This window comes from Desulfovibrio porci (assembly GCF_009696265.1).
In the GTDB taxonomy this organism is placed as follows: domain Bacteria; phylum Desulfobacterota; class Desulfovibrionia; order Desulfovibrionales; family Desulfovibrionaceae; genus Desulfovibrio; species Desulfovibrio porci.
Window position 1 is genome coordinate 214957 of the sequence record NZ_VUMH01000001.1, and the last position, 22888, is coordinate 237844.

The following is a 22888-nucleotide window of genomic DNA, read 5'->3' on the forward strand; positions in this document are numbered from 1 at the left end:
GGAAACCGCACTCCATGCGTTTATAATTCTAACTATGTAGCCTCGCGCCTGGTATCTGGCAAGAATTTTCCTTTCATTGTTTGTGCGATCAATGACCTCGGGCGCGGCGGAGACGCAAGAAAGCCCACTGTCGGGGCGGGAAAAAATCGTGTAGACTGTCCTCGACGACAGGATCAGGTTGCGCGCCGCGCCACACAGTCTTTCAAGACCGCGGCGGAGGAGACGGCACTATGGGTTTATATGCGGAACAATGGCGGAAACTGCTTGCGCCGTATCGGAGAGCGGGCTCCGGAACCTTCTGCTGTGATCTGGCGGATGAGCGAAATCCCTTCCTTCAGGATTACGACAGGATCATATTTTCCAGTTCCTTCCGCAGGATGGCCAAAAAAACGCAGGTGCATCCCCTGAGCCGGAATGATCATATCCACAACCGGCTGACCCATTCGCTGGAAGTGGGCTGCGTGGGGCGCTCGCTGGGCATTCTGGTCGGGCGGCTGGCGGCCGGGCGCGGGGATCTGCCGGAGGGCTTTTCGCCGCTCCACTTCGGGCAGATCGTGCAGGCGGCCTGCCTGGCCCACGACATCGGCAATCCACCCTTTGGACATGCCGGAGAATCGGCCATCCAGGACTGGTTCAAGGATGAGCAGAACGGCGGAACCTACCTGCGGGAATTAAAAGAATACGAAAAAACGGATTTCAAGACCTTTGACGGCAACGCGCAGGGCTTCCGGCTCATTAATCGCATCGAGAACAACAAGGACCGGGGCGGTTTCCGGCTGACCTTTCCGGTCATCGCCGCGCTTGTCAAATATCCGAACTCCTCTTTTGAGGCTGTGGGCAGCGATTCAAAAAAATTCAACTATTATGCGGCTGAGAAAAAATTTTTCTACGAGATCTTCGAAACCTTGGGCCTCTGTTCCGGCCGCTTTCACCGTCATCCGCTGTCCTATATGCTGGAGGCCGCGGACGACGTCTGCTACCGCATTATTGATATGGAAGACGCGCGAGAATTGAGAATCATTTCTTATGAAGACATTCTCGACGTGCTGGAACCTCTCAAGGCCGCCTTGAAGATCAATGAGGAAAAGCAGCGGGACATGGATTCCGACAGGCGGCGGGTGGGTTTTCTGCGCGCCCAGCTGATTTCTCATATTGTGGCCTCGCTGGGCAAGGCCTTTGACGACAACTATGCGACCATCCTGGAAGGACGGCTGGAAGGGAGTCTGCTCCGGCATGTGGAAAGCGACGTCACCGCCTATCTGGAGCGGGCCCGGAAGATTTTTAATGAAAAAATCCTGAATGACAGCCAGAAAATTTCCCTGGAGGTGGGCGCCTACAACCTGTACCGGCGGCTTCTGGACGTGTTCATTCCGGCCTGCTTCAAGGTCAAGATGAACCGGCTGCTGACCTATCAGGAGGAGAGGGCGCTGCATCTCATGGGCGTGAACGCCCCCACGCCCGAGGATGACCTCTATCAGTCCTATTTGCGCGTTCTCGATTTTGTTTCCGGCATGACGGATGATTACGCGACCTTCATTTCCAGACAATTTTCCGGCACGGCCGGCTGAGGCATTGCGCCTTACGGCTAAAGCAGGGCGACTTTCTCCGTGAACCGGGGCGGGTCTATCCGCATTGTACCTTCCGGCCTGCTGCACGCCGTGAGCAGTCGGGCAAACAGCCTGCCACGGCGTCTTCCGGCGCACGCGAAAACGTCACGGCTTGGCCGTTGTTGTCGCACTGAGCCTCCGCACGATCTGCCCCCAGAGAGACGCAGCTAAAAAACTTTATTTACTGGCTGGACAGCTCAGTACCGAACAAAAAGCGCCAGATGACGCCGCCGGCGCCGAAAAGGCTGGTTTTGACGGATAATCACGACAAATAACAGACCGGCAAAACTGAAATTAGATGCGTCTGCCCTGGATCTGCTCCCTGTAAAAGATTGCCTGGAACGGGAAATCCGTTTATAAAAAAATGAGTTGGCTATCCCGCGCCGTCCATTGGCGGCCCGGCCGATGCCGTGACGCAGGCCCAAGCGCGGATGAGAGCAATTTTACTTTAAAATTGCTCTTGTGACTGCGAGAGCAGCCCTCCGCCACGAAGGCGTAAGCGCAATTTATTTGCGCTGTTAAGCGCCGAAGTGGGTGTCTTCAAATTTTAAGAATGTACATTCTTAAAGTTAATCTGTTCCAGATGGTCTGCCGACGCTCGAAAGATATAGCCTGATACCATATATAGGAGATTACCATGCATAAACTTATCGTCGTCGCATACGACTCGGAATTCAAAGCTGAGGAAGTCCGCCTTGACTTCCTCAAAATGCAGAAATCCTACCTTGTCGCGCTTGAGGATGCTGTCGTTGTTGAAAAGAAACAGGACGGCAAAATAAAGTTGCACCAGATGTACAACCTGACGGCGCGCGGCGCTGTGGGCGGCGGCTTCTGGGGGGTGCTCATCGGCCTGATCTTTATGAACCCCCTCCTCGGTCTTGTGGTCGGCGCTGGCGCCGGTGCCGTGGCCGGCGCGCTGAGCGATGTGGGCATCAACGATGACTTCATGAAACAGCTTGCCGAAAAACTGACCCCCGGCACCTCCGCCCTGTTTGTGCTGGTCGATGCCGACCTGACGGACAAGGTGCTGGATGAGCTGCGCGGCACCGGCGGTACGGTGTTGCAGTCTTCGCTTTCACATGAAAACGAAGCCAAGCTGCAGGCCGCGCTGGACGACGCCCGTGCGACCCAGGAAAAAACCGAATCCGCCCAAGAAAAGAAATAACCCCATCTCCCAAAGGCCGTCTTCCTCTCCGGAGACGGCCTTTGGGAGGATGCGAAAGCTTGCCCGCCCTTCTTGCTCGCGTAATTCCGAAACAAATGATGGCCGAGCTCGCGCGCAACAGCGCATGCTCATCTGTGGCCCTTGAGCACTCTAATGTTGAACTGCTCCAAGGCATTACCGTTTTGTCAATATCCGTAACATAATCGGTTCCGTCCGGATGAATACGGCTTTGGCGGGCCGCCATCCGTCGCGAAGCGGCGTGGCTTCAATCCAAGACGGCCGAAGATTTGTCCCGTTGCGGCAAAGGAATCCACACGGATATCGGCCAGCAATGATAGCCGCTTGTTCCGCCTGAATGAAGCCTTAAGAGGCGCAACGCTTTTCCAAAAAAGTTGCTCCAAGGGCCGTGGCAAGTGTTTCCTGTGCCGCTGAACACTTTCATTCGCCGACGTTGCTGCCGTTTGTTCTGAAAGCCGCTATTGGATAAAATAATACCCGGAAAACGCATTTGAAGCAGCTTTTGAGATGGCGTCGTCCGTTGAAATGTCTGTCAGGCCGCCGCAAAGAATAAGTCCATTTCGCATTATAAGTTAAAATCAACTCACACAAAAACGGGGGGGTTGAGAGTTTTTGAGTTATAATTGACTCAATTTTAGAATAAAACCCGCTGCACGACGAAGTAGCCTGGGCAAATAACCTGCCGCCATTGCACGGCATCCACGACATGTTCAATTTGGCACAAGGATTGCTTAATAGAATTACCGTTGTGGCCGACGACCTTAGCAAGCGTTGCCGACAACCCCGTTGAAACCGCCATACGCGGCGAAACCGCCAGAAAAAAACTATCCCGAGGGCGCACCCCGGCGCGTTTCTGCGTTGAAATGCCCTCACGCCGCAAAACGGCGCGGGTTTGCCCGAATGGATTTTTCAATTGAATAAAACATTGAAGCGCATGACGCCGCAATGTTACTCTGCTCCGGAAAATAGAGAGTCTTACACAACCTACAACATGGAGCGCAGTTCCAGGTGGCAAGACGGCGTTGCCGAAGCCCGCGCCCGCGGCGCGCCGCGACATCGGCAACGCATTTCCGGCCAGAGTATGCCGCCGGGCTTTGCGGTCCCCCGCGCCGGCAACATAACAGGCCCTAAAAACAGACAATGAGCGGGAGGAAGCGCATGGGAGATTCAGACAAGCACTGTCATGCGGGCGAGTTGCGTGAAGAACTTGAAAAAACGCTTCGCCCTGTCGAGGTGCTGGCCCTGGCCTTGGGCGCCATCGTGGGCTGGGGCTGTTTTGTACTGCCGGGGATACGCTTTCTGCCCGATGCCGGTCCCATGGGAACGGTCATCGCCTTCTTTGTGGGCGCGCTGTTCCAGTGCATTGTGGCCCTGAGCTATAGTTTTCTGATCAAGCCCTATCCGGTGGCCGGCGGCGCTTTCGCTTACGCCTACGCCGGGTTCGGCACCAAAGGGGCTTTTATCTGCGGCTGGGCGCTGGTGCTCAGTTATATCTGCGTCATCGCGGCCAACGCCATGGCCATGATTCTCCTCACGCGTTATCTTCTGCCCGGCGTTTTCGATGTGGGTTACCTCTACACCATCGCCGGATGGGATATCAACGCGGGAGAGCTGGCCTTCGTCTCCGTGGTGTTGATGCTCTTCGGCTGGATGAACTTCAGGGGCATGAGCGCCGCCAGCACCATTCAGGTCTTTCTGGCTTTCGCCCTGACCATCGGCGTGCTGGTGCTGACGTTCGGAACCATCCAGGCCGACAGTTCCAGCTTAAGCAACCTTGAGCCGTTTTTTGCGGAAGACCGTTCGCCCCTGGCCTGTGTGCTGATGGTGCTGGCCCTGACCCCCTGGCTGTACGTGGGTTTCGACACTATCCCCCAGACCGCCGAGGAATTTACCTTTTCCCCGCACAAGGCGCGGGATCTGATGCTGCTTTCGATCATCTGCGGCGCCGTCATTTACGCTCTTGTCACGATGTGTGTGGCCGGGCTCATTCCCTACAAAGAGCTGCTGAGCCAGAACCATGCCTGGGCCACCGGCTGGGTGGCGGATCAGATTTTCGGGCGCTGGGGTGGCGTGGCCTTGACCGTGCCGGTTCTGGCGGGCATTCTGACGGGCATGAACGGTTTCTTCATGGCCACCACCCGCCTGCTGTTCAGCATGGGACGCAGCAAATTCCTGCCCAATTTCTTTGCCGCCGTGCATCCCCGCTACAATACGCCCTGGAAGAGTGTGGTCTTTACCCTGGCGCTCTGCCTCATCGTGCCCTGGTTCGGCCGGGCCGCCCTGATCTGGATCGTGGACATGTCCGCCATCGGCACAGCCCTGGCCTATCTGTACACCAGCCTGACCGCCTACAAGTATCTGGACCAGAATCCGGATATTCCTGAAGCGCGATGGGGCAAGCCCGTCTGCCTCATCGGCGCGACCACATCCATTATCTGTTTCATTCTGCTGGTCTTTCCCAGCTCGCCCGCGGCCATCAGCGTGCCGTCGTGGATCATGCTCTTTATCTGGGTGGGCCTGGGTGGTCTGTTCTATCTGAACAGGCGGGAGGAACTGCTGAATATTCCGCACTCCCGCCTGCGCTACCTGCTGTTCGGCAAGAGTGATTATCCCGTATTGTTCAAGGACGCCGACGAAGAGCCGGCACCGTCCGCCAGCGCTGAATAACCGACTTCCGCAAAAACATTTTACCATCATCACGGAGACGTCTATGCGGTTGAAGAAATGTCTGAGCTTTGTCCTGATGTCCCTGTTCTGTCTGGGCGCGGCGTTGCCCGCGGCCGCCGCCGATCTGGTCAAGGTGCCCACGGCCTGGCTGCCCGGCCAGGAGGCCTTCCCCATCTGGTACGCCAAACAGCAGGGTTGGGACAAAGCCGCCGGTATTGACCTGCAGATTTACGCCTTTGATTCCGGCGCCGACGCCCTGCGCGCTTTCCCGGCCAGAAGCTGGGTTTTTGGCGGGCTGGGGGCCGTGCCGGCCATGCTGGGCGCGCTGCGCTACAATATGAGCGTCATCGGGCTGGGCAACGACGAGGCCATGGCCAATGCGGTCATGGTGCGCGCTGACAGCCCCATTCTGAAGACCAAGGGCTACAACAAGGACTACCCCAATGTGTACGGCAGTCCGGAAAGCGTGCGCGGCAAGACCATCCTCTGCACCCGCGTGACCTCCGCCGATTATGCCCTGCACCTCTGGCTGAAGGCTCTGGGCCTGAAGGAATCGGACATCGTCCTCAAGAATCTGGAGCAGGCCCCGGCCCTGACCGCCTTTGACTACAATATCGGCGACGCCGTGGTGCTCTGGGCGCCTTTCACCTTTGTGGGCGACAAGCGCGGCTGGAAGACCGTGGGCACGCCCAAGGACATGGGCAAGCATCTGCCCATCGTGCTGGTGGCCAACACCGCCTACGCCACGCAGTACCCCGACGTGACCGCCACCTTCCTGACCCTCTACCTGCGCGGCGTTGACTGGCTCCAGACCGCCCCGCGCGAAGAGGTCGTCAAGCAGTTCCAGAAGTTCTATCTGGACTGGGCCGGGCAGGATTACAGCACGGACCTGATCAATCTCAACTTCGACACCTATGAATTCTTCAACCTGGAAGCCCAGAAAAAACTGTTCAGCACGTCCGCCGGTCCCAGCCAGGTGCAGCAGTGGCAGAGCGAGCTGGCCGAGTTCTTCGCTTCCGTGGGCCTGATCACGGAGCAGAATCGCAAGGAACTCCAAAGCAGTTCCTACGTGACGTCCAAGTATATCGACATGGTCACGCCGAAAGCCGTGACCAAGCAGTAGCCAACCGCCTCAGGGCGTAACCGTGTTTTCGCGCATCGCGCCGACGGCGGGGTTTGTTCCCCGCCGGGGCGCGCGCCGAACCGAAGAAAAGCGGAGAGCCATATGCGTCTGCTGCTCACTCTTTGTCTGGGCCTGTGCATCATCGCCCTTCAGGTCGTTTTGGGAGCCAAGGCGTTCTTTCCCGACGCCTTTGCCGACAAAACCGACGTGGTGGACGCGCTGATGGAGCAAAAAAAATCCGTGCTGGATCAGATTCCCCCTGCGGAACTGGCCTGGATCACGGACCACCCCGTGGTCATCGTGGGTGTGGACCCCAACTTCTACCCACTGGAAATGTTTGACGAGCGGGGTCGCTATACCGGCTTGGGCGGGGACTATCTGCGCCTGCTGGGCAAGCTGACCGGCCTTGACTTCCGGGTGCGCAGGCTGACGGACTGGGCCAGCACGGAAGCCCAGGCCCAGCAGCGGCTCATCGACGTCTTCATGGCCGCAGCCAAGACGGGCCGCCGTAGCGAATACATGCTGTTCACCACGCCGTACATCAACATGCCGGGCATCATCATGACCCGGCGCGGCAGCGGTCTGGACAAGGTCGGCATTGATGACCTCAAGGGCAAGAAAGTGGCGGTGGTGAACAACTATTCCTGGCATGACTTCCTCAAGGAATTCCACCCCGAAATCATCGCCGTGCCGGTGGCCAACACCCTGGAGGCCCTGCAACGGGTCGTCACCGGCGAGGCCGACGCCGTCATCGACTATGAATTCAACCTGCTGGAAAAAATCCAGACCGGCGGCATCATGCAGATCCAGCCCGCCGGCAAGGTGGACTCCTCCTACGGCCACGCCATTGCCGTACGCAAGGACTGGCCGGAGCTGTTCAGCGTCATTTCCACGGCCCTGTCCCGGATCACGCCCGCGGAGCAGAAAATACTGGCCCGCAAGTGGCTCCAGCAGGAGCGCCCCGCCGGGCAGGAACGGCATCTCCAGTGGATATTCTTCTTTGTGGTGGAATCCATCATGCTTTGCCTGATCCTGAACTGGCTCTGGCAGAACGAACTGAAAAAGCAGGTGGCCCTGCGGACCAGGGAACTTGAGGCCAGGCTGGCCGCCGCGAAGCGGGCTTAGCACGAGCCGAAGAGCTTTACAGGCTATGCTGCCGCAAGGGTCATAGCACAGTGAACAGAAACCGGGGCGGGAACGCGCGCCGCGCGTTCCCGCCCCGGCTCGTTTTTACTGTCTACTCCAGCCCCAGTTCCTTGCGCTTGCGCCAGAGCGTGACCGTGGTAATGCCCAACAGAGCGGCGGCCTTGTCCATGCTCACGCCCAGGCCCAACACCTTGCGGATATGGGCCTCCTCCAATTCGGCGAGGGTCAGGAGGCGTTCGCTTCCCTCCTCCTTCGCCGCCGCGCCGCTGAGAGCCGGAGGAAGGTCAACGAGGCGCACGCTCCGGCCTTCGGCCAGCAGCAGAGCGCGTTCCATGACGTTGCGCAGTTCGCGGCTGTTGCCGGGCCAGCCGTAGGCCAGCAGGGCGTCGCGCGCTTCGCCGGAAAGCGCCGGAAGCTCCTTTTCTCCGGCGGCCTGGCGCAAAAAACGCTGGGCCAGGGGCAGAATATCCTCCCGGCGCTCCCTCAGGGGCGGCAGGCGGCATTCAAAGATATTCAGGCGGTAATACAGATCCTCGCGGAAACGGCCTTCGGCCACCAGCGCCCGCAGATCGCGGTTGGTGGCCGCCAGCACCCGCACGTCCAAGCGCAGGGGCTTGTTGTCCCCCACCCGCTCAATGGTCCTGTCTTCCAGGAAACGCAGCAATTTGGCCTGGCTTGACGGCGAAAGCTCCCCCACTTCGTCCAGAAACAACGTGCCGCCTTCGGCGGCCTCGAATTTACCGGCCCGGTCGCGCACGGCTCCGGTAAACGCGCCGCGCACATGCCCGAAGACTTCGGATTCAAACAAAGGTTCAGCGATGGCCGAACAGACCATCTCCACAAAAGGCTTGCCGCTTCGGATCGAGCAACGGTGCAGTTCGCGGGCCAGGGAGGTTTTGCCCGTGCCCGTCTCGCCCTGAAAAAGCACGGAAACATCGCTTTGCGCCAACTTGCCCACCAGCTTCTGCAAACCCAGCGCGGCGGGAGAAGTCAGTCCCTCAAACCAGCCGCTTTGCGCCTGTCGCAGGCGGGCGTTTTCCTGCCGCAGGCGCACCAGATCCCTGACCCGGCACAGCAGATGCTCCAGCTCGCCCACCGAAAAAGGCTTGGGCAGATAGTCATAGGCCCCGGCCTTGATGGCCGCCACCGCATTTTCATAAGAGGCGAAAGCCGTCATCAGCACGCAGATCAGTTCCGGCCGCCGCTCCAGGGCAGCGGCGATCATCTCCACCCCACTCAGACCTTCCATGCGCATATCGGTCAGCAGCAAATCGGGCGCATATTTTTCCACAGCGGCCAGCGCGGCCTCGCCGCCGCTTTCGCCCACGGCCCGGCAGCCCAGACTTTTCAGGGTCAGCAGCAGGGTGCGCAGGATGGCCGCGTCGTCATCCACCACCAGAACGCTCAGTTCCGCGTCGTCACCGGGCATATTTGTTCTCCTTCCATTCCGGCCTCCCGCGTCGGCAAAGGCAGACGCACTGTAAAAACGACGCCGCCCTCCGGGGCGGGAACATAGTCCAGCGTGCCGCCGTGCCCCTCCACGATGGCCCGGCTGATGGCCAGTCCCAGACCGGCGATGCTCAGCCGCCGCCCGGCCGCGCGTTTGTGGGAAAAGGGTTCAAAAAGATGCCCGGCCAGTTCAGCGTCGATGCCCGGCCCGTCGTCCGCCACCCTCAGGACGAGGGCGTCACCGTCCAGACCGGCATCCACACTGACCGTACCGCCCGCGGACACGGCCCGCAAGGCATTGGACACCAGATTGGAAAGCACCCAGGCGAAACGTTCCTGATCCAGAAGTACGGGCGGCAGATCCGGCGCGGCATCGTAACGCAACGTCACGCCCGCCTCCCGCGCCGTCAGCTCAAAGGGTTGCAGCCAGCGGGCCAGACAATCCCGCAGATCCAGGGGCGCGGGCCGCAGCTCCAGCGCATGCGGGCTCATGCGGGCAATATCCAGAAACTGGGCCGCCACATCACGCAGGCGCGCGGCGTCTTCCCGCACGGTGGCCACCAGGGCCGCCATATCCGGGTCCGTCCCGTTTTCGGGCCGCCGGGCCAGCAGATCGGCGGCCAGTCCCAGAGAGTGCACCGGAGTTTTCAGTTCGTGGGAGATCCAGTCCATCATTTCCGCGCGCAAGGCGTCGCGCCGTTTTTTTTCCGTAATTTCAGTGAGCAGGAAAACCTGCCCCAGCTTCGCTCCCGCCCCGGCCGCCGGGCGCGCGCCCCGGCTTTGCTCCTCCACTATCCGCCGCCGGACCATGAACCAGCGCTCGTTCCCTTCCCCGCCCTTGCGGTCCGGATCGACAAGGGCGATGTCCCGACTGCCGTTCAGAGCACTGTGCAGCACCGCGCGCAAAGCAAGATAATTGGGGGCCATGCTGGAAAGATCGGACCAGGGCCTGCCCAGCACGTCTTTGGCCTTGAGCCCCAGCAGAGCCAGCATGCGGCTGCTGGCATGCTCCACCGCGCCGCCGGGGCCGAGCATCAGCACGGCGTCCTCGGCGGCGTCCAGCAGCACGGCCAGTTTGTTCTTTTCCGCGATCAGACGGTTCAGGTTCACGGCGTCGAGCTGCCCGAGCCGCCCCCAGAGCCGCGCGAATTCCTCAAAAAGAATGCGCACTTCCAGCGTCTGCGGCGGCGGCAGATGCAGAGCCTTGCGCAGGGGCGGACCTGCCTGGAGCACCTCGGCCGCGCGGCGCAAGGGATGCGCGATACGGGCGGCAATGGCGTCGGTCTGAAAAAAAGCCCAGAGCGTGCAGATCAGAAACAAGCCGACGCCCGCCGCGAAGACGATATCACGCCACCAGCGGCCCTCGGTGATCCGCCGCTGAATGCCCTCCTCATTGAGGGCCACCAGCGCTTCAATCTTCATGCGCAAAAGCTTGTAGGCCTCATCCGCATCCCGCGGCGCGGCGCGCAGCAGTCCGTCCCAGCTCAGGGCCACGGCCTCCACCGCCGCCGATTCGCCGGTTTCGGTCACATTGGCCCGCGCCCCGGCCAGGGCCTCGTCAAAACTGGTCCGCCAGGCCGCGCGGTCCTTTTCCGCGTAGAGCGCGGGGAAACGCCAGCCGGCCAGGGCTGTGGACATCTGCCGGGCCAGCACCACGGAATCGTAATTCTGGCGCACCAGGGAATCCGGCGCCCGCCCGGCGAAAAAAAAGCCCGTGCACAGCAGGACGCCCAGCAGACCGAAAGCCAGGACCAGCCTGAGCGTGGCCTGGCTGATGCTGCGGTGCAGCGTGGGCAGAACGGCCATCTCCATTGTCACCAGTCCTTGGGGGTCAGGTTCACGATATGCATGTCCACTCCCACCGCGTCGTAAAGAAAATTAAGGATAAACGAACCGCGCAGACGTTCCCGCAGCGGCGTCAGGCGGGATTTGCCGAAGAACGCATGTCGCACGTTACGGGCGCTGGCAAAATTGACCAGGGTTTCGGCCACATCCTCGCCGGTCAGCTCCACCACTTCCGCCCCCAGACGGGCGGCCAGTTGCAAATTGTTCTGCAAGCCGCGCTGTACGGCGGCGTTGATCCGTTCCGGGCTTTCACGCTGCCGCTGCACATAGACCACGTAACAGCGTGAACCCATCTGGCTCGCCAGGCGCATGGCCTTGCGGATCAGGGTTTCCGCATCCGTGGGATTGGAACTGATGGCCACCATCACGGCTTCGGCGGCATGGCCTTCCGCAGCCGGCGAAAGCAGGGCCTGAGCTTCGATTTTGCGCATCTGGTCGCCGGAAGCCTCACGCAGGCAGAGTTCGCGCAAAAAAGAAAGATTTTCGTAGCTGAAAAAGTTCCGCAGAGCCCGTTCGGCCTGTTCCGGCTTGTAAATCTTGCCCTGGCGCAGGCGCTCGCGCAAATCCTCCTTGGAAACGTCCACCGTGACCACCTGATCCGCTCGGGCCAGAAAAGCGTCGGGCAGGCGTTCGCGCACAGCCACGCCCGTGGCCTCCTGCACCCTTTCCGCCACGGATTCCAGATGCTGCACGTTGAGAGTGCCGATGACGTTGATGCCGTGGGAAAGGATCTCCAGCACGTCCTGGTAGCGCTTCTCCCTTTGAGAACCGGGCGCGTTGGTGTGTGCCAGTTCGTCCACCAGGGCGATCTGGGGCGCGCGGCGGATCAGGGCTTCCACATCCATTTCGGGAAACGCCGCTCCGCCCTGGCTGACGTTCAGGGGCGGCAGCGTTTCGATGCCGTCCAGAAGCGTCCGGGTGTCGGGCCGATCGTGCGGTTCCACGTAGGCGGCCACAACATCGAAACCCTGCTCCAGCAGGTTGTGGGCCTCCCGGAGCATGGCGCAGGTCTTGCCCACGCCCGCCGCATAGCCCAGGTATATCTTGAGCGAACCTTCGCGCTTGCGCGCCAGCACGTCCGAAAATTCCCGCATAACGCCCCCGGCGGTTTCCAACTGGATACAGCGGAGGGACGGGTGCCGGCCCGTCCCTCCGGTCTTCATGTCTGTCCGCAGCCGGATCGGGGAGGCACGCTCCCGCTGGCCGGATATTCATTTTATCCGACCTCCCGGCCACGGACAAGGCGACGCTATCGCCCCACCTCCCCCGGGGCGGGCATGGCCTTGGCGTCAGCGCTGCCCATAAGGTCCAGAGCCATGTTCAGCTTGAGCACATTGACCAGCGGGGCGCTGTTCAGTACGCCGCCGGGGGTTTCGGCCAGGCTGTTCGCCAGTTCCAGCACGTCCGGAAGCTCCAGCCCGCGCGCGCGGGCCACACGCTCTGCCTGCCAGTGCGCGGCTTTCAAGGTGATGTGCGGGTCCATGCCGCTGCCAGAGGCCGTCACCAGATCGGCCGGAGCCTTGCGCCGCGGTGTGGCCTCCAGACTTTTCAGACTTTCCAGCGCGCGCTCGCGCAGGGCCTCGCCCGCCGGAGAGAGGTTGCTGCCGCCTGTGGCGTTGGCGGCGTAGTCCACGGCCGACGGACGCGGCCAGAAATACTCCGGCCTGGTGAAGGCCTGGGCGATCTGCGCGCTGCCCACCACCTGATCCCGCTCGTTGGTCAGCAGGGAGCCCTGGGCGGTCCAGGGCGTGAACGCCCGCCCCACGGCCAGGATGGCCAGAGGATACAGCACGCAGAGGATCACGGCGGACACCAGCATCAGGCGCAGGCAGGCAGCCAGTTGCGCACCCCAATTTCCCGTAAGTTCAGTCGTCATGACATTTTCCTCACTCGTTTGCGGACCATCAGGCCAGGCCCAGACCGGCCAGCAACATGTCAATAAGCTTGATGCCCGCGAAAGGCAGCAGGATGCCGCCCAGGCCGTAGACCAGCAGATTGTGCCGCAGCAGGCTTTCCGCGCTTCTGGGCCGGTACTTCACGCCCCTGATGGCAATGGGAATCAGCAGCGGAATGATAATGGCGTTGAAGATCAGGGCCGAAAGCACGGCGCTTTGCGGCGAAGCCAGGCCCATGACGTTCAGGGCCGAAAGCTGCGGAATGGCCAGCATGAACATGGCCGGGATGATGGCGAAATACTTGGCCACGTCGTTGGCAATGGAAAAGGTGGTCAACGCGCCCCTGGTCATGATCAGCTGTTTGCCGATTTCAATGATTTCAATAAGTTTTGTGGGATCGCTGTCCAGATCCACCATATTGCCGGCTTCTCTGGCGGCCTGGGTGCCGGAATTCATGGCCACGCCGATGTCCGCCTGGGCCAGGGCCGGGGCGTCGTTGGTGCCGTCGCCCATCATCGCGATAAGGCGGCCCTGGGCCTGTTCCCGCTTGATGTAGTTGAGCTTGTCCTCGGGCTTGGCTTCAGCGATGAAGTCATCAACGCCCGCTTCCCTGGCAATGGCCTCGGCCGTGAGCGGATTGTCGCCCGTGACCATGACGATGCGGATGCCCATGGCCCGCAAGCGGGCAAAACGGCCGTAAATGCCGGGCTTGAGCACGTCGGCCAGAGCGATCACGCCCAGCACGTCGCTGTTGTGCAGCACCACCAGCGGCGTTGCGCCGCTACGGGCCACCGTCGCGACCAGACTGGACAGTCCGTCCGGCAGGGTCTTGCCTTCCTTGATCAGCAGGCGTTCGATGGCATCGGGAGCGCCCTTGCGGTACAGATTGCCGTCGGGCAGTTCCAGGCCGCTCAGGCGGGTCTGGGCCGTAAAGGGAATCAGTCTGGCCCCGGCCGTCGCCTCCGCTTCCAGCGGGGCCCCCTCATCCAGCAGTTTTTCGCCCAGAGCCACAATGGATTTTCCCTCCGGAGTCTGGTCGCCGAAAGAGGCGTACATGGCCGCGCGCGCCAGCTCCAGAGGCTTCACGCCGGGCAGTGGAAAGAACTCCGAGGCCTGACGGTCGCCCATGGTAATGGTGCCGGTCTTGTCCAGCAGAAGGGTGTCGATATCCCCGGCCAGTTCCACGGCCTTGCCGCTCTTGGCCAGCACATTGGCCGCCAGAGCCCGGTCCATGCCCGCCAGACCGATGGCCGCCAGCAACGCGCCGATGGTGGTGGGGATCAGGCAGACCAGCAAGGAAGTCAGCCAGGGAATGGGCAGGTTGACGTCAAAATAGCGCGCCATGGGCCAGAGCGCGCCGGTCACCAGCACGAAGGCCAGGCTCAGACCGGCCAGCACCACGGTGAGGGCCAGTTCATTGGGCGTCTTCTGGCGCGATGCGCCCTCCACCAGCGCGATCATCCTGTCCAGAAAGGACTGGCCGGGCATGGCCGTGACCCGGATCACAATACTGTCTGAAAGCACCCGTGTGCCACCGGTGACGCCGGAACGGTCGCCTCCGGCCTCGCGCACCACGGGCGCGGATTCGCCGGTGATGGCCGACTCGTCCACGCTGGCCGCGCCTTCCACCACTTCTCCGTCCACGGGGATGATCTCCCCGGCTTCCACCCGCACCAGATCGCCCTGACGCAACTGGTCGGAGGAAACGTCCACCAGCGTCTCTCCATTCACCTTCCGGGCCGGAGTGCGGGCGCGGGTCAACTTGAGACTGTCGGCCTGGGCCCGGCCCCTGGCTTCAGCCAGCGCCTCGGCGAAATTGGCGAACAGCACGGTCAGCCAGAGAATAAAGGTCACGGCCAGAGTATAGGGCACGGGCAGCAAGACGGGTCCCGTGCCCGCCAGATCCAGGATCAGGGTCAAGGTGGTCAGGGCCGCGCCGATTTCCGTGACGAACATCACGGGATTGCGGATCATGGTCATGGGATTGAGCATGACGAAAGCCCGTCCAAGCGCCATACGCACCAGACCGGCCTCAAAAAGCGAGGCTTTGCGCCCGGCGCGGCGGGACAGTCTGGCCTGCGCGCTCTGATAGTCCATTGCGGTATCCATTGTATCTTTCTCCACGATAAATATTCTCAGTCCTTAGCGTACGGCGGACAAATGCTCGGCAATGGGCCCCAGCACCGCCACAGGCATGAAGAGCAGCGCGCCCACGATGAGCACGCAGCCCAGCAGCATGCCGCCGAAGAGCAGATTGTCGGTGCGCAACGTGCCGGCGGTTTCGGGAGCGGCCTTCTTGGCCGCCAGGGAACCGGCCATGGCCAGGGGCAGGATGATCGGGATATAGCGGGCCAGCAGCATGACCAGGCCGGTGGCGATGTTCCAGGGCACGGTATTGTCTCCCAGGCCCTCAAAACCGGAACCGTTATTGGCCGCCGAGGAGGTGAATTCGTACAGTATTTCGGAAAAACCGTGGAAGCCGGGGTTGGCCACGGTATCAGCGCCCCAGGGCGTGGCCGCGAACAGGGCGGTGCCCCCCAGAATCAGAAGCGGATGGGCCAGAATGGCCAGCAGCGCCAGCTTCATCTCTCGCGTTTCCACCTTGCGGCCCAGGTATTCCGGCGTGCGCCCCACCATCATGCCGCTGATGAACACGCCCACGATGATGTAAAGGAACATATTGATGAAGCCCACGCCCACGCCGCCGAAGACCACGTTGAGCCACATGCCGATCATGGGCATGAGACCGGACAGCGGATTCAGGCTGTCGTGCATGGCGTTGACCGAACCGTTGCTGGTGGCCGTGGTGAAGACGCTCCAGGCCGGGCCGCCCGTGGTGCCGTAGCGCAGTTCCTTGCCCTCCAGGTTGGAGCTGTTTTCAATATCCAGGCCGTTGAAAGCGGCGGCGGGCGCGCTTTCAAAGTACACGGCGCAACCCAGCTTGACGCAGAGCAGACTCAGCATCACCGCGAAAATCACGACCGCGTGCTTCATGCGGCCAGTGATCCGCCCGTACATCCAGACGCAAGCCATGGGGATAACAATCAGGGCCATAGTTTCCACAACATTTGTGAAAAAACCAGCGTTTTCAAAAGGATGCGTGGAGTTTGGCCCGAAAAATCCGCCGCCGTTGGTGCCCAGCTGCTTGATGGTCACAAAAGCTGCCACCGGGCCGCGGGCGATGATCTGCTTGGCCCCTTCCAGAGTATGGGCGACTACCGAGCCGTCAAAGGTCATAATGACGCCGCCCAATACCAGCATACTGGCCGTCACCACGCAGACGGGCAGCAACACCAGGAAGGTGGCCCGCATCACGTCGGCGTAGAAATTGCCCATCAGCACTTTGCCGGACAGGCCGCGCGCCAGCGCCGCCAGGCAGGCAAGGCCCGTGGCCGGGGTCAGGTATTGCAGAAACATCAAAGCGAACTGCCCGATATAGCTGAGCGCCTGTTCGCCGGAGTAGTGCTGCAAGTTGGTATTGGTAGTAAAAGACGCCGTGGTGTTGAAAATCAGACTGCCTTCCAGTGCGCCCTTGGCGTCGGGATTGAGCGGCAGCCACTGTTGCGCGCCCAGAACCAGAAAGACGGCGATGAAAATAAGCACGTTGAACAGCAGCATGGACAAAGCATAGTTCTTCCAGGTCTGCTGCCGACTGACGACACGGCCGCCGCACTTCACAAACAGGTTTTCGACGGCATGCCGGAAACCGTAATCCGAAACCGGATCATTCATGGCCCAGGCAGCCAGCTTGCCGAGAGGCCAGGACACGGCGACGCTGAGCGCCACCAGCATAATCACATACAGCATGGCCGCGTTCTCCTACAGTTTTTCCGTATTCAGAATGACCCAGACGAGATAGGCAATGCAAAACAGCAATGCCAGCCCCGATACATACAACATGATGCACTCCATCTTTTCTTACAGTTTGGCACAGGCCAGAGTCAGCAAAACCATGGCGGCATAAAAGACCAGACCCAGCGCTAAGCAGATGACAAACATGATTCCTCCTTGCGACAGTGCTCGCGCCCGGTGTGCACCCGGCGCTCCCCGCAGGGAGCAAGGCCTGTACCAAACTATATTTATGTTTAATTTCAATAAGATATAATTTTATTGAAGTGCTTTTGTCTTACATATTGTAATCTGGGACAGGACCGTGATTACAAAATGTAATGTGGAGAAACGTATGACGGGCTGAAGGGCAGAAAAACGCGAACGCGAAAACGCGCGCCGTCCACAAGGGGCGGCGCGCGTCAGGAAGCGGGTTGCGCTGAGATGTCAGGAGGCAGAGTATAGTAACGTTAAAAGGCTCCGGAGAGTGTTGACGCTACAGGATTTTGCTTGCTGGAAAGGCGAAGTTCGACGTCGTCAAAGCGCAAAAGAACGTAGTGTCAGCACGCCCTACGGAGCATCCGGCAGCAAGGGCAGCTTGGTCGGCGAGGAAATGGTCACGCTGTGACGCACTTCGGCTTTGCCGTCGGCAGGCACCTTCACATCCCAGAAGAGCATATGTTCTTTCTCGTCCTTCTTTGAGGGCGGGGTGTCGTCGTAACGCACGCTGACGCCCTGGTCCACGATCTCGGGCGCCGGACGCTCCAGGCGCACGGTCACGGGCTTGGCATGGCTGTTGGTGACGACATAGGTCCAGGCCCAGGTCCAGTTCTTGCTCGTGTCGATGAAGCCGCTTTCGCCGCGCTTTTTGCTGTCCGCCGTGGTGGTCACGCTGACGCGCGGGTCCGCGCCGAAAAAGAGCGTGGCTTCGCCGCCGCGCGGGCGGAACAGACCCTGGCCCACGCTCTGGCCGTCCACGCTGTACTCCGCCCGGCCTTCCGGCCAGGCCTGCCGCGGCGGCAGAACGTACTTCGCCATCAGCCAGACGCGGCTGTCGCCCACGCCGGGCCGGGCCAGCCATTGCAGGGGGGCCTTCCAGGCGTCGGCGGTGATCAGCAAACGCGAACGTCCTTCAGGCAGGCCGCGCACAGCCGGAGTCCAGGTCGCGTATACGCTGCTGGCGTCCAGGTCCACCGGCGCGTTGTCCTGGGCCGGGGCTTCCTCAGCCGCCATAGCCATGGGAGCGGCTTTACGCGCCTGCATCAGCATCACGGGCGCGGGTTCCGGCTTGGGAGAAGAATCCACCACCCAGCGCGGCAGGGGGGCGGGCTCGCGCGGACCGTTACCGCGCGTGGCCAGCGTCAGCTTGGTGTTCCGCCAGTCCATGCCCGTGAACTGCCAGACTTCAGCCATGAGGCGCACGTCGATGACGTCGCCGTCGCCCTTTTCCGGCTGGGCATTGAAGGCATAGACAGGCTGCCAGCCGCAGTTGCGCAGGGTATAGCTGTAACGGACCGGCAATTTTTCCACGCCGGACACGGCCTTTTGCAGGGTGACGCTGATCCGCTGCCCCAGTTCGGGGCTGGCGGGCAGGCGTTCCAGCTCCTGCCGCACAAGTTTCAGGCGGCGTCCCAGATCCGCCTGCTCACGGGCCAGACCGGGGATCGCATCCTGCATCTTTTTTTCGCGCTGCTCCAGTTCCGACAGGGTGATGGTTTCGGGATGGGCCTGCCAGAGGGCCAGCCGGGCGGTCACGGCGGTGAGCCGCCCGTTCAGGCGGGCCTGTTCGGCCAGCAGCTCCTCGCGCAGCCGGGCCAGATCGCCGCTCTGCTCCAGCGACTGGGGCACGGCACTCCAGCGGGCCACGCTCTGGCCGGGCACGGTCAGTTGCAGGTTTTCCGCGTCGCCGGGAATCACAAAATGCAGCACGCTCACGCCGCCGTTGGTCGTAACCGGCGCGTTGTCCTCCACGTCAAGCACGCCGCCGCCGGGCGACAGCAGGGCTGAAACCGGATCGGCCAGTTCGGGCTGCTTCGCCGGGGCGGCCTCGGCGGCCGCCGCCCGTCCGGCAAGGGACAGGCAGAACAACGGGATCAACAATAAAAGCGTAAGGCCCGGCAGCAGCCGGAGCAAAGCTCCGGGCCGCCGCCATACTGATGTCATACTTGTATGCATTGAACCTCCACGGCTTGCGCCGTTGCGCCGGATCACGCCAGGCCATGCCGACGCCCGGCGCGGGGCGGGCCGTTATCGTGTCAGTTTGCGGAATTTGGGGCGGTGCGGCGTTTCAGCCTCCTTGCCCAGACGCTTTTTGCGGTCTTCCTCATATTCCGTGAAATTGCCTTCAAAAAAGGCCACGCTGGAATCGCCTTCAAAGGCCATGATGTGGGTGGCCACGCGGTCCAGGAACCAGCGGTCATGGCTGACGACCAGCACGCAGCCGGCGAAGTTGTCCAGCGCGTCTTCCAGGGCGCGCATGGTGTTCACGTCAATGTCGTTGGTGGGTTCGTCCAGCAGCAGGACGTTGGCCCCGGACTTGAGCATGCGGGCCAGGTGCAGGCGGTTGCGCTCCCCGCCGGAGAGCACGTCCGCCTTTTTCTGCTGATCCGCGCCGTGGAAATTGAAGCGCGTGCAATAGGCGCGCGCGTTGACCTCGCGCCCGCCGAGCCGGATGGTCTCCTGCCCGTCGCTGATCAGTTCATAGACGGTCTTGCCGGGCGTGAGCGACTCGCGCCCCTGGTCCACGTAGGCGAACTGCACGGTGTCGCCCACGCTCAGGCTGCCGGAATCAGGTTTCTCCTGCCCCACCAGCATCTTGAACAATGTTGTTTTGCCCGCGCCGTTGGGGCCGATGATGCCCACAATGGCGCCCGCCGGGATCAGGGCGTCGGCCTTGTCCATAAGCAGACGGTCGCCCATGCTCTTGCTCACGCCCTTGAGCTCGATGACGCTCTTGCCCAGACGCGGTCCCGGCGGAATGTAGATTTCCAGATCCGGCGCGCGCTTTTCGCTCTCATGCGAAAGCATGGCCTCATAGGCGTTGATCCTGGCCTTGCCCTTGGCGTGACGGCCCTTGGGCGACATGCGGATCCACTCCAGTTCGCGGGCCAGGGTTTTCTGGCGCTCGGCCTCGGCCTTTTCTTCGCCGGACAGACGCTTCTGCTTCTGCTCCAGCCAAGAGGAATAATTGCCCTTCCAGGGGATGCCCCGGCCACGGTCCAGCTCCAGAATCCAACCGGCCACGTTGTCCAGGAAATACCGGTCGTGAGTCACGGCAATGACCGTGCCGGGGAAGGTGCCCAGATAACTCTCCAGCCAGGCTACGGACTCGGCGTCCAGGTGGTTGGTGGGTTCGTCCAGCAGCAGAATGTCGGGATTCTGGAGCAGCAGGCGGCAGAGGGCCACACGGCGGCGTTCGCCGCCGGAAATCTTGTCCACCGGCATGTCGCCGGGGGGACAGCGCAGGGCGTCCATGGCCATTTCCAGGCGCGAGTCCAGATCCCAGACGCCCTTGGCGTCCATGAGTTCCTGCACCTCGGCCTGTTTGGCGATGAGGGCGTCCATTTCCTCCGGCTCCATGGGTTCGGCGAATCTGGCGTTGATTTCCTCAAACTCTTTGGCGATGGCCGTAAGGTCGCTGACGCCCTCCTCCACCACTTCGCGCACCGTGCGCGTTTCATGGGCCAGGGGCTCCTGCTCCAGATAGCCGATGGTATAGCCGGGGGCCAGCACGGTCTTGCCGTCAAAGGCCTGGTCCACACCGGCCAGAATTTTCAGCAGACTGGATTTGCCCGCGCCGTTAAGGCCCAGCACGCCGATTTTGGCCCCGTAAAAATAGGAGAGGGAAATGTCTTTCAGCACTTCCTTCTGGCCGTGGCGCTTGGACACGCGGATCATGGAATAAATAATCTTGTCCGGTTCGTTGCTCATAGGCTCCTCAGAGTCTGGGGCCCCGGCGCGCGGATGAAATTGTCCCGCGCGTGTCCGTCCGGCCCGGATGTAAAAGAAGATAATAGCCGGGACCAGGGCGTTTTTCAAGTTCGCCCATTTAGCGCCCTTTCCCCGCCCGCGCTTGCCATCATCCGCGCTCTCTGCCAGTATGCGGAACACGTTTTTGCACGTTCCCTCTTCCCCCAAGCAGCCGGAGAGCTCTTTTGCCGCGCCTCGCACACAGGCTCAGCACCGTTGTCACCCGCCTCATGGGCGTCGTCATCATCGCCTGCTCGGCCCTGCCCCGTTTTTCACCGGCCCCGGCCATTGCCGGAGTCTTGTTCAGCGTCTGGCAGAACCTTTCCGGGGCGTTGTTGTCCAATGACTTTCACACCCGGCCGCTCAGCGCGGCGGCAAACAAGGAGCAGGCATGAACAGCCGCTTCCTCTCCATTCTGGGCGGCACCATGATTGTGGCCGGAACGGCCATCGGCGCGGGCATGCTGGCCCTGCCCATGATTTCGGCGGGCATGTGGTTTTACTGGTCCGTGGCCCTGCTGCTGATCTCCTGGTTCTGCATGTTCCGCTCCAGCCAGGCCATTCTGGAGGTCAACCTGCATTTTCAGCCGGGCGACAGCTTCCACACCCTGGTACGCGAACTGCTGGGCCCGTTCTGGAGCACGCTCAACGGCCTGGCTGTGGCCTTTGTGCTCTACACCCTGGTCTACGCCTACGTCAGCGGCGGCGGCTCCGTAGTGCAGCAGAGCCTCGCGCCTCTGTTGGGCGGCACGCCGCCCCGCCTGCTCTCCAGCCTGTTCTTCGCCCTGCTGCTCACGGCCTGCGTCTGGTGGAGTTCCAAAATGGTGGACCGCCTTTCCGTGCTGCTGATGGGCGGCATGGCCCTGTCCTTCCTGCTCTCCATCAGCGGCATGATCGGCCATATCCGCCTGGACACCCTGCTGGACGTCGAGGGCGGCGGCGGTCAGACCATCTTTGTCTGGGGCGCTGTGTCCACCTACCTGACCTCGTTCTGCTTCCATGCCTCGGTCCCGAGTCTGGTCAAGTATCTGGGCAAGGAACCCCGCACCATCAACGCCTGCCTGCGCTACGGCACCCTCATCGCCCTGGCCTGCTATCTCTCCTGGATTGTGGCGGCGGACGGCAATATCCCGCGTGAGCAGTTCAAGACCGTCATCGCCGACGGCGGCAATGTGGGCAACCTAGTGGCCGCCGCGGGCAACAGCCTGAGCGGCGTCGTTCTGCGCCTGCTGGAGGCCTTTTCCCTGCTGGCCGTAGCCACCTCCTTTCTGGGCGCGGGTCTGGGGCTTTTTGACTACATGGCCGATTTGTGCAATTTTGACGACAGCCGCCGGGGGCGCACCAAAACCCTGCTGATCACCTTCGCGCCGCCCATGCTCTGCGGCCTGATCTGGCCGGACGGTTTTCTGCCCGCCATCGGTTGGGCCGGGCTGGCGGCCTCCATCTGGTCCGTGATCGTGCCCGCCCTGCTTCTGCGGGCCGGGCGGAGGCGTTTCGCCGCGCACGGCTACGCCGCGCCGGGCGGCGCGCTTCTCATCCCCATGCTGCTGTTGTACGGCATTCTTGTGGCCGTCTGCCATACTCTCTTTGTCTTCAAACTCTTACCCATGTATCACTAAAGGAGAAGGTCATGAAAAAGGAAGTCATCAGCACCGACAAAGCGCCCGCCGCCGTGGGCCCGTACAGCCAGGCCATCCGCGCGGCGGGGGATCTGCTCTTTCTTTCCGGCCAAGTGCCCCTTGATCCGGCCACCGGCAAGCTGGTGGAAGGCGGCATTGAGGAACAGGCCGCGCGGGCCTGCAAAAACCTGGCGGCCGTTCTGGAATCCCAGGGCCTCAGCCTGGACAACGTGGTCAAGACCACGGTTTTCATCACCGACATAAGCAATTTCCCCAAGGTCAACGAAGTCTACAAGCAATATTTCAAAGCGCCCTGCCCGGCCCGCTCCTGCGTGGAAGTCAGCGCCCTGCCGCTGGGCGTGCAGGTGGAAATCGAAGCTATCGCCGTGGCCTGACGCCCGGAACGCTTCCGCGTTTTCCACGGGCGGAAGAGCCGTCGCGCTCTTCCGCCCGTTTCAGGCTAGGACAGATCAGCATTAAGAATGTACATTCTAAAGTTTGAAGACGCGCGCTCCGGCACTGAACAGCGCAAATACATTCCCCGGCATCCGCCAACAT

The 22888-nt window shown here is 61.6% G+C and carries 17 protein-coding genes; 8 read left to right on the forward strand and 9 right to left on the reverse strand.

Annotated elements, in window-relative coordinates:
• Positions 1 to 230: 230 nt before the first annotated feature.
• The gene (locus FYJ44_RS00950; protein ID WP_154508319.1) at positions 231 to 1568 is read left to right on the forward strand and encodes a deoxyguanosinetriphosphate triphosphohydrolase; all 1338 of its coding nucleotides are present in this window, start codon (positions 231 to 233) and stop codon (positions 1566 to 1568) included.
• A gap of 676 nt (positions 1569 to 2244) precedes the next feature.
• Complete coding sequence (locus tag FYJ44_RS00955) at positions 2245 to 2772, forward strand: DUF1269 domain-containing protein (RefSeq protein WP_154508321.1); 528 nt, start codon at positions 2245 to 2247, stop codon at positions 2770 to 2772.
• A 652-nt stretch (positions 2773 to 3424) separates the two neighbouring features.
• Here FYJ44_RS00955 and FYJ44_RS00960 read toward each other — a convergent pair.
• Complete coding sequence (locus tag FYJ44_RS00960) at positions 3425 to 3847, reverse strand: hypothetical protein (RefSeq protein ID WP_154508323.1); 423 nt, start codon at positions 3845 to 3847, stop codon at positions 3425 to 3427.
• 101 nt (positions 3848 to 3948) lie between these two features.
• Here FYJ44_RS00960 and FYJ44_RS00965 point away from each other — a divergent pair, with 101 nt between their 5' ends.
• The 3 genes from FYJ44_RS00965 to FYJ44_RS00975 all read left to right on the forward strand — a co-directional run bounded on the left by FYJ44_RS00965 (position 3949) and on the right by FYJ44_RS00975 (position 7705).
• A complete protein-coding gene (locus FYJ44_RS00965) occupies positions 3949 to 5457 on the forward strand; it encodes an APC family permease (protein WP_154508324.1) in 1509 nt (502 codons plus the stop codon).
• A gap of 43 nt (positions 5458 to 5500) precedes the next feature.
• On the forward strand, positions 5501 to 6580 hold the full coding sequence (locus FYJ44_RS00970; RefSeq protein WP_154508326.1) for an ABC transporter substrate-binding protein: 1080 nt from the start codon (positions 5501 to 5503) through the stop codon (positions 6578 to 6580).
• Between the two features lie 102 nt (positions 6581 to 6682).
• Positions 6683 to 7705 carry a transporter substrate-binding domain-containing protein gene (locus FYJ44_RS00975; RefSeq protein WP_154508328.1) on the forward strand — a complete coding sequence of 341 codons (1023 nt, stop codon included), beginning with the start codon at positions 6683 to 6685 and terminating at the stop codon, positions 7703 to 7705.
• A gap of 112 nt (positions 7706 to 7817) precedes the next feature.
• On the opposite strand, the gene FYJ44_RS00980 is transcribed toward FYJ44_RS00975, so the two are convergent.
• From FYJ44_RS00980 to ettA, 8 genes are all read right to left on the reverse strand, one after another.
• Entirely contained in the window at positions 7818 to 9155 is a 1338-nt protein-coding gene (locus FYJ44_RS00980) for a sigma-54-dependent transcriptional regulator (RefSeq protein WP_154508330.1), read from the reverse strand.
• Positions 9131 to 10987: a sensor histidine kinase gene (locus tag FYJ44_RS00985; RefSeq protein ID WP_154508332.1), complete on the reverse strand. Its 1857-nt coding sequence runs from the start codon at positions 10985 to 10987 to the stop codon at positions 9131 to 9133. Before FYJ44_RS00985 ends, FYJ44_RS00980 begins: the two co-directional genes overlap by 25 nt.
• 2 nt (positions 10988 to 10989) lie before the next feature.
• Positions 10990 to 12114 (reverse strand): universal stress protein, encoded by a 1125-nt coding sequence (locus FYJ44_RS00990; protein ID WP_154508334.1) that lies wholly within the window; start codon positions 12112 to 12114, stop codon positions 10990 to 10992.
• Positions 12115 to 12269: 155 nt separating this feature from the next.
• Positions 12270 to 12896, reverse strand: coding sequence for a K(+)-transporting ATPase subunit C (kdpC, locus tag FYJ44_RS00995; RefSeq protein ID WP_154508336.1), 627 nt, complete (start codon positions 12894 to 12896; stop codon positions 12270 to 12272).
• Between the two features lie 28 nt (positions 12897 to 12924).
• Positions 12925 to 15024 carry a potassium-transporting ATPase subunit KdpB gene (gene kdpB, locus FYJ44_RS01000; protein ID WP_154508338.1) on the reverse strand — a complete coding sequence of 700 codons (2100 nt, stop codon included), beginning with the start codon at positions 15022 to 15024 and terminating at the stop codon, positions 12925 to 12927.
• A 33-nt stretch (positions 15025 to 15057) separates the two neighbouring features.
• Positions 15058 to 16722: a potassium-transporting ATPase subunit KdpA gene (gene kdpA / locus FYJ44_RS01005; protein WP_154508339.1), complete on the reverse strand. Its 1665-nt coding sequence runs from the start codon at positions 16720 to 16722 to the stop codon at positions 15058 to 15060.
• Positions 16723 to 17313: 591 nt separating this feature from the next.
• Positions 17314 to 18906, reverse strand: coding sequence for a DUF4139 domain-containing protein (locus tag FYJ44_RS01010; protein ID WP_229772432.1), 1593 nt, complete (start codon positions 18904 to 18906; stop codon positions 17314 to 17316).
• Positions 18907 to 18990: 84 nt separating this feature from the next.
• Complete coding sequence (gene ettA, locus FYJ44_RS01015; protein WP_154508343.1) at positions 18991 to 20673, reverse strand: energy-dependent translational throttle protein EttA; 1683 nt, start codon at positions 20671 to 20673, stop codon at positions 18991 to 18993.
• A gap of 224 nt (positions 20674 to 20897) precedes the next feature.
• Between ettA and FYJ44_RS01020 the strand changes: the two genes are divergently transcribed.
• The 3 genes from FYJ44_RS01020 to FYJ44_RS01030 are packed head-to-tail and all read left to right on the forward strand — an operon-like array spanning position 20898 to position 22725.
• The gene (locus tag FYJ44_RS01020) at positions 20898 to 21107 is read left to right on the forward strand and encodes a hypothetical protein (protein ID WP_229772433.1); all 210 of its coding nucleotides are present in this window, start codon (positions 20898 to 20900) and stop codon (positions 21105 to 21107) included.
• Positions 21104 to 22330: an aromatic amino acid transport family protein gene (locus FYJ44_RS01025; protein ID WP_154508345.1), complete on the forward strand. Its 1227-nt coding sequence runs from the start codon at positions 21104 to 21106 to the stop codon at positions 22328 to 22330. Before FYJ44_RS01020 ends, FYJ44_RS01025 begins: the two co-directional genes overlap by 4 nt.
• Positions 22331 to 22341: 11 nt before the next feature.
• Positions 22342 to 22725 (forward strand): RidA family protein, encoded by a 384-nt coding sequence (locus FYJ44_RS01030; protein ID WP_154508347.1) that lies wholly within the window; start codon positions 22342 to 22344, stop codon positions 22723 to 22725.
• Positions 22726 to 22888: the final 163 nt, after the last annotated feature.